This is a genomic window from Streptomyces niphimycinicus (assembly GCF_018883605.1).
GTDB classification, from domain to species: domain Bacteria; phylum Actinomycetota; class Actinomycetes; order Streptomycetales; family Streptomycetaceae; genus Streptomyces; species Streptomyces niphimycinicus.
In genome coordinates, this window is record NZ_JAHLEM010000608.1 from 1 (window position 1) to 14111 (window position 14111).

Sequence of the window (14111 nt, forward strand, 5' to 3'; positions counted from 1 at the left end):
CGTGCCCGGCCTCGGCGGCACGCGTCCACCACAGGGCGGCCTCCGGCTCGCTGCCCTCCCGGGCCAGCAGCAGCCCCAGGTTGAACGCGCCGTTGCTGCTGCCCGCCTCGGCCGCCGCCCGGTACCAGCGCGCGGCCTCGACCACATCGCCGCGCGCCGCCGCGAACATGCCCACCCGCACCTGGGCCCGCCGGTGGCCCTGGCGCGCGGCGCGCTCGTACCACTCCTCGTACTCGGGGACGTGCGGCCCGGAGCCGTCGTCGGGCGGCGGGGTCGGGAAGCGCGTCCCGGAGGAGCTGCCGAAGCCGGTGCCGGTCGCCGGATCGCCGCCGACCGAGGAACGGTCCAGCAGCGCGGCCAGCCGGAAGGCACCCTCGGCGCTGCCGCCGCCCGCGGCGCAGCGCAGATGGCGCTCGGAGCCCTGGAGGTCGCCGTCCCGCTGGAGGGCGAGGCCGACCTGAAGCGCCGCCTCGGTGTGCCCGGCGGCGGCGGCCCGCTCGTACCACTGCCGGGCCGCCCGGCCCTCGCCCCGGCCCGCGTACAGGATCCCCAGGTTGAACGCGGCGTCGACGCTGCCCGCCTCGGCCGCCTTGGAGAACCACGGCTCGGCGCCCGCCGCGTCGCCGCGCTGGAGCAGCATGACGGCGACCGCGTTGGCGGCCTCGCGGTGGCCCGCGTAGGCGGCGCGGCGGTACCACTGCTCGGCCTGTGCGGCGCGGCCCTGCTCGGCGCAGAGCAGCCCGAGGTTGTAGGCGCCGTTGATGTCCCCGGCGTCGAGCGCGGCGCGGTACCAGCGCTCGGCGGTCTGGGTCTCGCCCCGGTCGGCGTGCAGCGCGCCGAGCGCGTTGGCCGCGTTGCCGTCGCCGTCCTGGGCCGCCCGGTGCCACCAGACCGCCGCGCTGTCCGTGTCGCCCGCGTCGCGCAGCAGGAAGCCCAGCGCGCAGGCGGCGCGGGACTCACCGTCCTTGGCGGACATCAGGTACCAGCGGCCGGCCTCCTTGGTCTCGCCGCGCTTCTCCAGCAGCGTGCCGAGGTGGAGGGCCGCGCGCCGGTGGCCGCGCGCGGCGGCCTGCCGGTACCACTGCTCGGCCTCCTCCCGCCCGGCCCCGTCGTCGCCGCGGCGGCGCTCGGCCACCGGCTCGTCACCCTCGTCGTCGCGGTCGTCCAGGATGCGGGCGAGCCGGTACGCGGCCTCGCGGTGGCCGCGCTCGGCGGCCGTGCGGAACCAGCGCTCGGCGCCGATGTCGCTGCGGTGCTCCAGCAGATCGCCCAGCGCGTACGCGCCCAGGGTGTGGCCGGATTCGGCGGACTGGCGCAGCCAGTACTCGGCGGCGGGCTCATCGCCCCGCTCACGGTGGTGCCGGCCCAGGGCGTGGGCCGCGGCGGCGGATCCGGCGACGGCGGCTATGCGCCACCAGCCGGCCGCCTCGTCGGCATAGCCGCGCTGATGCAGCAGGACGCCGAGGTTGTTGGCGGCGGCACGATCGCCCGCCGCGGTGGCTCCCCGCAGATGCGGTTCCGCGCCGTCGACGTCGCCACGGCGCAGCAGCAGCGCGCCCAGTGCGCTCATCGCGGCGGTGTCACCGGCCTCGGCGGCACGACGGTGCCGGGTCTCCTCCTCGGCATCGTCATGCGTGTGCGCAAAACGCCCTGTCTCCAACAGACTGACCCTGTCCCCCATAAATCCCATCGTGACATCACCCGCATCCGGCGTACACCTGGTATACCGCAGCCGAGGAGGTCACTTCAGCGTTTTGTCGACATGCCCACAGAGAGACAACCCAAACGCTTGTATCCGCATTCCCCGAGTGGACGCTCACAGAACACACAACAAGGCCCGGATCCTTGCGGATCCGGGCCTTGTCTGTCAGTAGCGGGGACAGGATTTGAACCTGCGACCTCTGGGTTATGAGCCCAGCGAGCTACCGAGCTGCTCCACCCCGCGCTGTGTTGTCACCACCGTATCACGGTGCGCGGGGTCGGCCGCCCGGCCGTTCTCGCAGGTCGTCAGAGGGTCAGCCGCCCTTCTTGCCGGAACCGTCGGCGGCGCTCTGACTCTGTGGCTGGTTCTGCTTCTGCCCGGGCTTGGCGCCCGCCTTCTCCTCCGCCTTGGCGGCGCGGTTCAGAGCGTTCCTCAGATCGTCCTGGGCCCTGCCGTACGCCTCCCAGTCCTGCGGCTGCTTCTGGAGCGCGTCCTGGCCGTCCTGATACGCCTTCTGGGCGTCCTTGAGGGCTTCCTTCACCGTGGGGTTGGCACTGGACGGCGGTTCCTGCCCGCCGCCGCCCGGTGGCTGATGCTCCTCGGACGACTTGCCGAAGACGGCGTCCAGGGCCTCGCCCAGGGTGTCCTTGAAGACGGTCTCCTTGCCATAGGAGACACCCACCTTCTTCAGCAGCGGGTAGTTGGCGCTGCCACCGCGGGCGTAGACCGGCTCGATGTACAGGAAGCCGTCGTCCAGTGGCACAGTGAGCAGATTGCCGTACTCGATATCGGAGTCGGTGCCTCTGAGGTTCCGGACGAACTCGGCGACCTCCGGATCACCGTTGAGCTCGCTCTGCACCTGCTGTGGCCCCGGCACATTGGAGGTGACCTTCAGCAGTCTTATCGTGCCGTAGTCCTTGCTGTTGGCATCCGCGTCGATCGACATGAACGCGCCCAGGTTGGGACGCCCGTTGGGGGTGAACGTCGTCGTCAGCGAGAACGTCTGCCCCTTCTGGTCGGGCATCTTCATGCTGAGGTAGTACGGCGGCACCGCGTTCCCGTCCTTGTGGGTCGGGTCCTCGGGGACCTGCCAGGCGTCACTGCCGCTGTAGAACTGCGTCGGGTCGGTGACGTGGTAGCGGGTCAGCAGCTCGCGCTGGACCTTGAAGAGATCCTGCGGATACCGCAGATGCTCCATCAGATCCTTGCTGATCTTCTCCTTGGGCTCGACCGTGCCCGGGAACGCCTTCTCCCAGGTCTTCAGGACCGGGTCCTTGGTGTCCCACTCGTAGAGCTTGACCGTGCCGTCATAGGCGTCCACGGTCGCCTTGACCGAGTTGCGGATGTAGTTGACCTTGTTCTGCTGCGCGACCACCGAGCGGTCCCCGTCGCTCAGCGAGTCGGCCGTGCTGTCGCCCAGGGTCGTGCGCGAGGCGTACGGATAGCCGTTGGTCGTGGTGTAGGCGTCGACGACCCACTTGATCCGGCCGCCCACCACCGCCGGATAGGCGTCGCCGTCGATGGTCAGCCAGGGGGCGACCTTCTCGACGCGCTCCTTGGGGGTGCGGTTGTACAGGATCCGCGAACCGTCGCCGATCGCGCCCGAGTAGAGGATCTGGGGCTCGCCGAACGCCACCGCGTAGGCGGCGCGGTTGACCGGGTTGGAGAGACTGACCCCGCTCTTGCCCTTGTAGCTGGTGGTCTTCTCGCCGTTCTTCTCGTAGTCGAGCTCCTTCTGGGGGCCACCGACTATCGAGTACTGATCGGTCTTCTCGCCGTAGTAGACCTCCTGCTTGTAGGTGCCGACCCCGCCGCCGCTGGAGCTCTTGGTGGGCAGCCCGGACTCGGTGAAGTCCGGCGAGCCGGCCGGGTCCGCGTTGGGATCGGTCGTGGTGCCCTTCGCCGTCACCATGCCGTAGCCATGGGTGTAGGTGAAGTGGTCGTTGATCCAGTTCCGCTTGGGGATGCCTTTGAGGTTCAGCTCGCGCACACCGACGACGGTGTCCTGATCCTTGCCGTCGGCGCCCTTGTAGCGGTCGACGTCGAGCGTCGAGGGGAACTGGTAGTACTTCCGCTCCTGCTGGAGCTGCTGGAAGGTCGGCGAGATGACGCTGGGGTCGATCAGCCGGTAACTGGCCGTCGTATTGGCGTCCTTACGGAGCTTCTCGCCGCCCTCGCTGTCGTTCTTGCCGGAGTAGTCCGCCACCTTGGAGTCATCGATGCCGTACGCCTGGCGCGTGGCCTCGATGTTCTTCTGGATGTACGGCGCCTCCTTGGCCTGCTCGTTCGGCTGGACCTGGAACTTCTGCACGATCGCCGGGTAGAGCCCGCCGATGAGGATCGCCGAGAGCACCATCAGCCCGAAGCCGATGACCGGCAACTGCCAGGTGCGGCGCCACAGCGTCGCGAAGAAGAGCACCGCGCAGATGGCCGCGATGCAGAACAGGATCGTCTTGGCGGGCAGATAGGCGTTGGCGTCCACATAGCGCAGACCGGTCCAGTTGCCCGTCGCCTTGAAGTCGCTGGACTTCACCGCGAGCCCGTAGCGATCCAGCCAGTACGCCACCGCCTTGAGCGCGACGAAGACGCCCAGCAGCACCGACAGATGGCCGGTGGCCGCGGCGGTCGCGCGGGCGCCCGGGCTGGTGACCCGCAGGCCACCGTAGAGGTAGTGCACCAGGGCGGCGGCGATCAGCGAGAGCACCGTGGCCGCGAAGCCGAAGCTCAGCAGGAAGCGGTACCAGGGCAGATCGAAGGCGTAGAACGCCACGTCCTTGTGGAACTGCGGGTCCTTCTGGCCGAACGGCACTCCATTGACCCACAGCAGCCAGATCCGCCACTGGCCGGCCGCCGAGGCGCCCGCGATCAGCCCGACCAGGGCGGTGACCGCGAGCAGCACCCATTTCTTGAACGGGGCGATGCCCATCCGGTAGCGGTCCAGGCTCTGCTGCTCCATGGACATCGCGCTGAGCGGCGGCCGCAGCCGGTGCGCCAGCCAGATGTTGATCCCCACCGCCGTGGCCATCAGCACACCGAAGACGAAGAACAGCCCGATCTTCGTCTTCAGGGTCGTACTGAAGACGGATGAGTAATGAAGCGAGCGATACCAGAGCCAATCCGTCCAAAACCCGGCAAACATGACAAAGAGCATGGCCAATACGGCCAGCACGCCCAGGGTCATGAGCAGGGTCCTGGCACGCCGGGACGGTCGGCCGACTCTCATCCGCGGCCCCGTCGGGCCTCCGCCGCGGTCCGGCATCTGGAAAGCCAAGGTGCGCACCTCGAAGTTCGCTGTCGATTGAGGGACCCTGAACTCCAGGGCCCACCTGATGCAACTTACTCAGGCTTTACTCAGTTCCCGTTTCCGGGTCCGAACAGGGCACGATATGAACCATGTCCAACGCAACCCCCGGCACCGACCCGCTGGCCTCGAATCCTCTGACCCGAGCCGTCCTCGAAATCGACGAGTACGCCTCAGGGCTCGGCTGGGACCAGCCCGCCCGGCTCTTCGCCCTCGTCGACACCGCCCGGCTGCGCGCCGAGGAGCCCGGCCTCGCCTCCCAGCTCGGCCTTGACGAGGGCGGCGAGGAAACCGCCTCCCTGACCCCCATCGAGCAGGACGAGCTGCCCTCCGGCGCCCCGCTGGACGAGTTCCTCGCCACCATCGCCTGGCCCGACGCCGTGACCGGCTGCGCCCTGACCGTCGAGCGGCAGATGCTGCCGCCGTCCGCCGAGGACTCCGTGCCCAAGGGCCTGGCCGACGCCGAGCTGGCCAAGTGGGTCGCCGAGCACCCGGACCGCCAGGAGGTCCGGATGACCGTCGCCGTGCTGCGGGGCGGCGCGCGCGAGTCGGCCCTGCGGCTGCGGGAGAAGGACTCCCCGACCGAGGTGCTCACCGGCGCCGGCCTGGTGCCGGGCCTGGCGGAGGCGCTCGCCGCCACCTTCGCCACCGACTGACCGCTTGAGCGGGGGGGCGCCGCTCAGCCCGTCGTGCACTTCGGCAGACCGGCGGTGTCCCCCTTACGGATCTTCTCGAGCGCCTTGAGGGCGTCGTCGATCGTATGCACCTTGACCAGCCGCAGCCCGCCCGGCACGTCCTTGGCGGCGGCCGCGCAGTTCTCCTTGGGCGTGAGGAAGTAGCGGGCGCCCGCGTCGCGCGCGCCGATCGTCTTCATCTCGATCCCGCCGATCGGACCGACCGTGCCCTTGTCGTCGATGGTGCCGGTGCCCGCGATGTACTTCCCGCCGGTGAGATCCCCGGGCGACAGCCGGTCCACGATCCCCAGCGCGAACATCAGACCCGCGCTGGGCCCGCCCACGTCCGCCAGCTTGATGTCGATCCGGAACGGGAAGGTGTAGTCGACCCCGGCCTGGATGCCCACGATGGCGCGGGAGCGGCCCTGGTCCGCCTTCGCGGTGGTGATCGTGACCCGCTCCTCGCCGGTGGGCTGCTTGCCGCGCTTCTCCGCCGCGGCCACGTCCTTGGCCGGGACGACCGAGAAGGTCACCTTCTGGCCCGGCTTGTGCTTGGTGACCAGCTTGGCGACGTCATCGGGCTCGCGCACCGCCGTGCCGTCCACCGACTTGATCACATCGCCCGCGTGCAGCTTGCCCTGGGCCGGGGCCCCCTTCTGGACGGCGCCGACGATGACATGCGCGATGACCGGCTTCTTCAGCGCCCGCAGCGCGGCGACCTTGGCGGACTCCTGGGACTGGGTGAACTCCTCGGCGTTCTGCTGGTCGACCTGGTCCGGGGTCTTGTCGTCCGGATAGAGGGTGCTGTGCGGCACGACCACGTCATCGTGCGCCAGCCAGCCGTAGACGGCCTCCACGAGGTTCATCCGGTACTCGGAGCCGGTGACGCGGACCGTGGTCATGTTCAGATGGCCACCCGTGGTCTCACAGTTCTTGCGGCCCGAGATCTGAAGCACGCACTCCCCGTTGTGCTCGCCCAGGGTGTTGTACGTCGGCCCGGGAGACATCTCCGCGTACGGCACCGGGATCAGCACTCCGGCGCAGAGCAGCGCGATCAGCATCAGGAGGGAGGCGAGCATCGTCGCGGTGCGGCGTGGCATGGAACGACAGTACGGGACCCGTCCGTCAGTCCACCCTCGGGGCCGTCCGTACGAGGGGCGGCGCGGACGGGGCGCGGTCAGGCCGCGGCGTCCGAATCGGAGGGCCGGCGCTCCATCGCCTCGCGGAAGCGGGCGTACCCGGCCAACTCAGCTACGTCTCCCCCGGACTTCCGTTTTACGGCTCGGGCGGCTATGCCCGCGTATATCGCCGCGGCTATCGCCGCGAACAGCGGAATCAGCAACCAGAGAAGCGCACCCACAGCAGCCTCCCGACCCCTGGAAAAATCGCGTCTCACGACCGCGACTGACAGATGAGCAGATTAGTCCTCTGCCAGGTCAACGCTCACGGCAGGGTGGGGGTTACGCAAGTGGAGTACACCCTTCCGTGCTCTAGCGCATTCCCGCTACGCCCCCACGCATTCCTTCTACGCCCGAGTGCCACCCCACAACGAGGCGCTACGCGCCCACCCGCCCTCCCGTCACCCGACCACCACCCCACAACGAGGCGCTACGCGCCCACCCGCCCTCCCGTCACCCGACCACCACCCCACAACGAGGCGCTACGCGCCCACCCGCCCTCCCGTCACCCGACCACCACCCCACAACGAGGCGCTACGCGCCCACCCGCCCTCCCGTCACCCGACCACCACCCCACAACGAGGCGCTACGCGCCCACCCGCCCTCCCGTCACCCGACCACCACCCCACAACGAGGCGCTACGCGCCTACCCACTCCTCGGTGCCGTCCGCGAAGGACTGGTGCTTCCAGATCGGCACCTCGCGCTTGAGGTCGTCGATCAGACGGCGGCAAGCGGCGAACGCCTCCGCACGGTGCGGGCAGGAGACGGCCACCACCACGGCCAGATCGCCGATCACCAGATCGCCCACCCGGTGCACGGCGGCCAGCGCGCGGACCGGGAAGTCGGCCACGACCTTCTCGGCCACCCGGCGCAGCTCGGCCTCGGCGGACGGATGCGCGGAGTAGCCGAGGGCGCCGACCTCCGCGCCCCCGTCGTGGTTGCGCACGGTGCCCACGAACAGCGCCGTACCGCCCGCCGCGGCATCGCCCACCGCCCCGAATACCTCGTCCACGGACAGGGGCGTGTCACGGACGGCGAGCAGCCGGATGGGATTGGCGGCCGCGAGTTCGCCGGGGTGATCGTACGAATGTGCCATGCCGTCCATCGTGCCGCACCGTCCCATCCTCGCGTAATACCGGATCCCGGAAGGCGCCTTCCGGACCAGACCCGTGCCAGACCCGTGCCAGACCCGCCTCAGGCCCGGGGCAAGCCCGTGCCAGGGTCATCTCGGGCCGAGTCTCAGGCCCGGCGGCGCGCCTTACGGGCGCGGCGCACGATCGCCGCGGTGCCCACCAGGGCCACCGTCGCGCCCGCCGCGCCGAGCGTCGTGGCGTCCTTACGGCCGAGGCGGCGGCCCGCGACCGTATGGCGGCCGGAGACCTCCTCCAGCAGCTCCGCCAGGACCTCCTCGTTGGTCCAGCGCGGCCGCCAGCCCGCCGCGTGCAGCCTGCTGCCGCTGATCGCCCACGGGTGCATCGTGTACGCGAGATCGCCGGCCGGGGACGGCGTCAGACCGAGCCGGTGCAGCCGGGAGGCGGCGCCCAGGGCGACCGCCGAGGGCAGCTCCATGCGCCGGATTCCGGACAGCTCCTCGACCTCCTCCTGCTCCAGCCAGCCCTCGCAACCGACCGCCAGCTCGCCCTCGACCTTCTCCAGGGCGGCGTACTCCAGCGCGCCGACCAGGTCCTCCACATGACAGAACTGCCAAGTGGGACGGGATCCGGCGACGACCAGCAGCCGCGGTGACTCGAAGTAGCGGGTGAGCGCGGTGTCCGTGCCGCCGACCAGGATCGCCGGGCGCACGATGGTCACATTCAGCCCCGGATGCGCCCGGGGCGCGCGCTCCCCGAGCCGCTCGATCTCCAGGAGATCGCCGACGCCGGTGGCCTCGGCGGTCGCCCGCAGCTCCGCGTCCTCGGCGAGCGGCACGGCGTTGTCCGGGAGCGCTCCGTAGACCATCGCGGAGGTGCACAGCACCACCCGGCGCACCCCGGCCGCCGCGGCGGCCGTAAGGACGGTCTGAGTGCCGCGCACGTTGTAGGCGGTGCGGGCGGCGGCGTCGGTGCCCAGGTCCAGGTCGACGGCGAGGTGGACCACCACGTCCGCGCCGCGCAGCTTCTCGGCGATGGCCGGATCGCGGACGTCCAGCACATGCCACTGTGCCTCGGTCACCTCACCGCGGCGTTCATCGATGGCCAGGACCTGCTTGATCTCTTCGGACTCCGCGAGCCGCTGCGTGAGCAGGGCACCTGGGCCCGAGGCGGCACCGGTCACCGCCACGACGGGTCGTCGTGCGGTGCGAGCCGTATCGTTTCGCGCAACGCGAACTTCTCGGTCTGGGGAACTCACCGGGCGTCTCCAGCGGTTGTCTTCAGTACGGAGCGCATGCACGCATACGTACCAGGTGACGTCCATCCTGCCGCAGGGCGGCGATCAGCGAAGCACCGAGCCCGGAAACCGGCGAGGTGTCTAGGCTGGGTGGTGATGTCGGGCATCCGCCACCGGCCCGGGAGCCGGTGGCCCAACGAGCCGAGGAAACCCGTGAGTGACACCCCATTCGGATTCGGCCTTCCGCCGGAGGAGCCGGAGGACGGCGACGACGGCAAGAAGAAGGGCGGCCAGGGCGGCGAGCAGGGCCCCGCGAATCCCTTCGGGTTCGGCGGCGGACCCGGCGGAGCGGGCGGCGCGGACAATCCGTTCGCCGCGATGTTCGGTTCGCTGAATCCGGGCGACCTGGGCGCGGCCTTCCAGCAGCTCGGGCAGATGCTCTCCTACGAGGGCGGCCCGGTGAACTGGGACATGGCCAAGGACATCGCCCGCCAGACCGTGGCGCGCGGCACCGCCGACGGCAGCAAGGACGAGAGCGTCGGCCCCGCGGACCGCGCCGCGGTCCAGGAGGCCGTGCGGCTGGCGGACCTGTGGCTGGACGGCGTCACCTCGCTGCCCTCGGGCTCCGGCAGCGCCGTGGCCTGGAGCCGCGCCGAATGGGTCGAGGCGACCCTGCCGGTGTGGAAGGACCTGGTGGACCCGGTCGCCGAGCGGGTCGGCGCCGCCATGGGCGATGTGCTGCCCGAGGAGATGCAGGCCATGGCCGGCCCGCTGCTCGGGATGATGCGCTCGATGGGCGGCGCCATGTTCGGCACCCAGATCGGGCAGGCGCTGGGCGTGCTGGCCGGCGAGGTGGTCGGCTCGACCGATATCGGGCTGCCGCTGGGCCCGGCGGGCAAGGCGGCCCTGCTGCCGGTCAACATCGCGGCGCTCGGCTCCGGCCTCGGCGTGCCCAAGGAAGAGGTCCGGCTGTATCTGGCCCTGCGCGAGGCGGCCCACCAGCGGCTCTTCGCCCATGTGCCGTGGCTGCGCTCGCACCTCTTCGGCGCGGTCGAGGGGTACGCCCGCGGCATCAAGGTCGACACCGCAAAGCTGGAGGACGCGGTCGGCCAGCTCGACCCGACCCACCCCGAGCAGCTTCAGGAGGCACTCCAGCAGGGCATGTTCCAGCCCGAGGACACGCCCGAGCAGAAGGCCGCGCTGGCGCGTCTGGAGACCGCTCTGGCGCTGGTCGAGGGCTGGGTGGACGCGGTGGTGCACGCCGCCGCCAAGCCGCATCTGCCGTCCGCCGACGCCCTTCGCGAGACGCTGCGGCGGCGCCGGGCCAGCGGCGGCCCCGCCGAGCAGACCTTCGCCACGCTGATCGGCCTGGAGCTGCGGCCGCGCCGGCTGCGGGACGCCTCCCGGCTGTGGGCCTCGCTGACCGACGCCCGGGGCCTGGAGGGCCGCGACGGGCTGTGGGCCCATCCGGACATGCTGCCGACGGCGCAGGACCTCGACGACCCGGACGGCTTCGTCCACGGCGAGCAGTTGGACTTCTCCGAGCTGGACAAGATGCTCGGCGAGGCGGCGGGCGGTGAGGACCGTAAGGACGGCCCCGAGCGTCCCGACCTCCGTAAGGACGATCCCGACCGTCCCGACCTCCGTAAGGGCGACGAGGGCGGCCAGGGCAGCGAGGGCGACGACCGGGGCGACGGCGAGAAGTGAGTCTGCACCAGGACGCGGCGCGGGTGCTCACCGAGTGGCCCGCGCCCGATGCCGCCCAGGAGCGGCTGCGGCGGCATTACGGCGACCATCTGGCCGCGTATCCGGACGGCATGTGGAAGGCGTGCGGGGACGGCCACATCACGGCGAGCGCGCTGGTGGTCGACCCGGACCGGAACCGCGTGCTGCTCACCCTGCACCGGAAGCTGCGGATGTGGCTCCAGATGGGCGGTCACTGCGAGCCGCACGACACCACGCTCGCGGGCGCGGCGCTGCGCGAGGCCACCGAGGAGTCCGGGATCGAGGGGCTGACGCTGCTGCCGGGCGGCCCGGTGCGGCTCGACCGGCACCAGACCCCCTGCGCCTGGCATCTGGACGTCCAGTACGCGGCGGTCGCGCCCCGGGGCGCGGTGGCGGCGATCAGCGACGAGTCACTGGATCTGCGCTGGTTCGGCTATGACGAGGTGGCGGACGTGGCCGATGAGTCGGTGCGCCATCTGGTGACGCGCACCCGCGCGCTGCTGTGAGGAGCACGGCGGCCGCGAACCGGGTGTCCGCGGCCGCCGTGCTCCATCAGCGTGATCAACGTGGCCTCGGTCAGTTGCTGAAGATATTGCCCTGGTTCTGACCGCGGGCGCCTTGCTGGCCCATGCCGAACTGCGCGGCCATGCCGCCCCCGACCACCGCGTTCTGCGGCGGGAGCAGCTCACTGGGCTGCACCAGGGCGTAGCCCTGGCCGAGGAAGCTCAGCTCCCAGCCCTCGCCGGTGTTGCCGCGCCGCCGCCAGACGCCCGAGGAGTGCGTCTGCGCCTGCATCTGGACCCGCAGCGAGCTGGACCAGGCGACGATGGCGTCCGCGTCGACGTTGACGTACTTGTCGGGGGTGACCTGGAGCAGCAGCGGCTGCCCCGAGGTCATCAGCGCGACCTTGCCATGGCCGGAGATGTTGAGGTTGTACTTGCCGGAGCCGGAGATCCCGTACTGGCTGTCCACCGCGATCGTCTCCCAGTGCAGCGTGGAGTCGAGCGCGAGCACATAGGAACTGTCGACGGTCAGCCCGTCGTGGTCCACGTCCATCACATGGATGTGCTGGGCGAGGTTGGCGAGGTAGACCGTGCCCTGCCCGGAGCAGCGCATCAGGTCCAGGCCCTCACCGGCGCGGCTGCGGGTCATGCGCTGCCCCGGCGTCTGGTACTCGCCGTCGAACTCGATGAGCCCCTGATAGGCGACCATGCTGCCCTTACGGGCGAGCACATCCTCATGGCCGCTCAGGGCGACCCGCAGCAGTTGCGGGTTCTGCAACGCGTAGCGGTCCTGTGTCTGGGCCTCGGTGAAGGCGAAAAGCGGGCTCTGCATCTGGTGTCCCTCCCCCTCAGCCCCGGGCCCGGAGCCGGTCGGTGCTGTCCTCACTGGGCTGTACGACGACGAAGCCCTGCCCGGAGAAGCCGAGCTGATATGCCTCGCCGCTGCCCCGGCCGATCAGGGACGACGCCTTGAAGCTGCGCTTGCCCTTCACCTTGAGCCCCGAGGACCAGGCCACGAGCGCGTCCGGGTCCACATAGGTCTCGTCATCGCCGCGGCCGCAGTCGACCACGATGGGGGTGCCGCGGGAGGTCAGGGCGACCCAGCCGGTGCCGGAGACGCCCACGTTGAACAGGCCCTGCCCGGCGAACTTGGCGATGCCCTTGACCCGTTCGACGCCCCACTTGAGATGCGCGTCGAAGGCGAGGAGGTTGGTGCCGTTGACCGACAGCGCGTCGCCGTTGAGGTTGATGCAGACGACATCGGCCCCGTAGTCGGCCAGGTAGAGCAGCCCGTCGCCGCTGCACCGCATCAGCGGGGCGCCCTCGCCGGTCAGCCACTGGGAGGCCATCTGACGTACCGCGGGCGGGTTGGGCTCGTACTGGACGAAGCCCTCGTAGGCCACCATCGAGCCGGTGCGGGCGAAGAGGTCCTGGCCGCTCTGCATGGCGACCTTGAGCATGCTGGCGCCGTGGTTCTCCATCCGGGCGGCGACCGGGGCGGGTGCGAAGCCCGAGATCATTTGCTGGTCCATGACGGGCTCCTTCAGACCTCGTAGGGCTGGACGACGATGAAGTTGCCGGGCGCGCCACGGAACTGGAGGTTCACGGTCTCCCCGCTGTGGCCGGGGTAGGCGCTGCGGCGCAGCCGCACCTGGCTGGAGATGATCACCTGGGATCCGGCGGACCACGCCACGATGGCGTTGCTGTCGGCGAAGGTGGTCGGGGTGACGGGGAGGACGACGGGCGTGCCCTCGGTCTTCACCACGACGGTGCCGGTGCCCTGGAACTGCATGGTGAACAGCGCGCCGCCGGGGATGCCGTGGCCCTCGATCCGGCGCACCTCGTGGTGCAGCGACTCGTCGAAGGCGAGCACGTTCTCGGCGGCGACACAGATGGCGTCGCCCTGGAGCTCGATCGGGTGGAGTTCGGCGGCGTTCTCGGCCAGGAAGACCTGCCCCTGGCCGGTGCAGCGCATGAGCTGCATCTCCTGGCCGGTCGCGTTGCCGACGATCCGGCCACGGAAACCGGCGCCCTTGTAGCTGAAGTCGACCTTGCCCTGGTAGAGCACCATCGTGCCCTGGCGGGCGAGCACGGGCTGCCCGCCGACGCCGAGGTCGACCCGCATCAGCCGGGGGTTCTGCGGCGTCCAGCGCTGGCCGGTGGGCGCCTCGCGGTACTGGGCGAGGGCGGCCTGGAGCCCGGGCGCGCCACCGCCCTGGGGGACGCCCATGGCCTGCGGCTGACCGTAAGGAGCGGGCTGGCCGGGCTGACCCGGGTGGCCGGGCTGACCGGCCTGGCCAGGGTACGGCTGGGCGGGCGGCTGGCCGTACGGCGCGGGGGCGGGCGGGGTCTGGCCCGGCGGCTGTCCGAAAGGGGCCTGCTGGCCCGGGAACTGGCCCGGAGGCGGGGGCGGCGGCACCTGCCCAGGGGGCGGCATCTGGCCGGGCGGCGGCGCGATGGGTGCGGCGATGGTCGGGGCGCCGTGCATCTGCGGGGTGCCGGGGACGGGCGGCTGAACGCCGTGAGGGGGCGTGCCCTGGGGTGTGCCCGGCGGAGGCGTGCCCTGCGGAGGCGTGCCCGGGGCGGGCATCCCTTGAGGCTGCATCCCCTGCGGCGGCGTTCCCTGGGGAGCGCCGAAGGCGGGGGCGGGCTGCGGTTCGGGCGGCGCCGGGGCGGCCGGGGCAGCGGTCGCGGCCGGG

General features: G+C 71.1%; 12 protein-coding genes and 1 tRNA gene. 3 read left to right on the top strand and 10 right to left on the bottom strand.

What is annotated here, in order from left to right:
- The 3 genes from KN815_RS37565 to KN815_RS37575 form a co-directional block, all read right to left on the bottom strand.
- On the bottom strand, positions 1 to 1690 hold a 1690-nt coding region (locus KN815_RS37565; protein WP_216346315.1), incomplete at its 3' end, for a tetratricopeptide repeat protein.
- Between the two features lie 181 nt (positions 1691 to 1871).
- Positions 1872 to 1945, bottom strand: a tRNA-Met gene (locus tag KN815_RS37570).
- 70 nt (positions 1946 to 2015) lie between these two features.
- Complete coding sequence (locus KN815_RS37575) at positions 2016 to 4961, bottom strand: UPF0182 family membrane protein (RefSeq protein WP_216346324.1); 2946 nt, start codon at positions 4959 to 4961, stop codon at positions 2016 to 2018.
- 134 nt (positions 4962 to 5095) lie between these two features.
- Here KN815_RS37575 and KN815_RS37580 point away from each other — a divergent pair, with 134 nt between their 5' ends.
- Entirely contained in the window at positions 5096 to 5659 is a 564-nt protein-coding gene (locus KN815_RS37580; RefSeq protein ID WP_216346316.1) for a PPA1309 family protein, read from the top strand.
- Between the two features lie 23 nt (positions 5660 to 5682).
- Here KN815_RS37580 and KN815_RS37585 read toward each other — a convergent pair whose 3' ends face one another.
- The 4 genes from KN815_RS37585 to KN815_RS37595 form a co-directional block, all read right to left on the bottom strand.
- Entirely contained in the window at positions 5683 to 6777 is a 1095-nt protein-coding gene (locus tag KN815_RS37585; protein ID WP_216346317.1) for a YlbL family protein, read from the bottom strand.
- 77 nt (positions 6778 to 6854) lie between these two features.
- Complete coding sequence (locus KN815_RS51010; protein WP_208518180.1) at positions 6855 to 7037, bottom strand: hypothetical protein; 183 nt, start codon at positions 7035 to 7037, stop codon at positions 6855 to 6857.
- 456 nt (positions 7038 to 7493) lie between these two features.
- Positions 7494 to 7961 (bottom strand): molybdenum cofactor biosynthesis protein MoaE, encoded by a 468-nt coding sequence (locus KN815_RS37590; protein ID WP_216346318.1) that lies wholly within the window; start codon positions 7959 to 7961, stop codon positions 7494 to 7496.
- A gap of 134 nt (positions 7962 to 8095) precedes the next feature.
- Positions 8096 to 9205, bottom strand: a complete 1110-nt coding sequence (locus KN815_RS37595) for an NAD-dependent epimerase/dehydratase family protein (RefSeq protein ID WP_216346319.1) — start codon at positions 9203 to 9205, stop codon at positions 8096 to 8098.
- A 192-nt stretch (positions 9206 to 9397) separates the two neighbouring features.
- Here KN815_RS37595 and KN815_RS37600 point away from each other — a divergent pair, with 192 nt between their 5' ends.
- Both KN815_RS37600 and KN815_RS37605 read left to right on the top strand, forming a co-directional pair.
- On the top strand, positions 9398 to 10891 hold the full coding sequence (locus KN815_RS37600) for a zinc-dependent metalloprotease (protein ID WP_216346320.1): 1494 nt from the start codon (positions 9398 to 9400) through the stop codon (positions 10889 to 10891).
- A complete protein-coding gene (locus KN815_RS37605) occupies positions 10888 to 11415 on the top strand; it encodes an NUDIX hydrolase (RefSeq protein WP_216346321.1) in 528 nt (175 codons plus the stop codon). Before KN815_RS37600 ends, KN815_RS37605 begins: the two co-directional genes overlap by 4 nt.
- Before the next feature lie 70 nt (positions 11416 to 11485).
- Here KN815_RS37605 and KN815_RS37610 read toward each other — a convergent pair whose 3' ends face one another.
- From KN815_RS37610 to KN815_RS37620, 3 genes are all read right to left on the bottom strand, one after another.
- Positions 11486 to 12244, bottom strand: coding sequence for an AIM24 family protein (locus KN815_RS37610; RefSeq protein ID WP_014054766.1), 759 nt, complete (start codon positions 12242 to 12244; stop codon positions 11486 to 11488).
- A gap of 16 nt (positions 12245 to 12260) precedes the next feature.
- Complete coding sequence (locus KN815_RS37615; RefSeq protein WP_216346322.1) at positions 12261 to 12944, bottom strand: AIM24 family protein; 684 nt, start codon at positions 12942 to 12944, stop codon at positions 12261 to 12263.
- Positions 12945 to 12955: 11 nt separating this feature from the next.
- The coding region (locus tag KN815_RS37620; protein WP_216346323.1) for an AIM24 family protein at positions 12956 to 14111 on the bottom strand (1156 nt) is incomplete at its 5' end.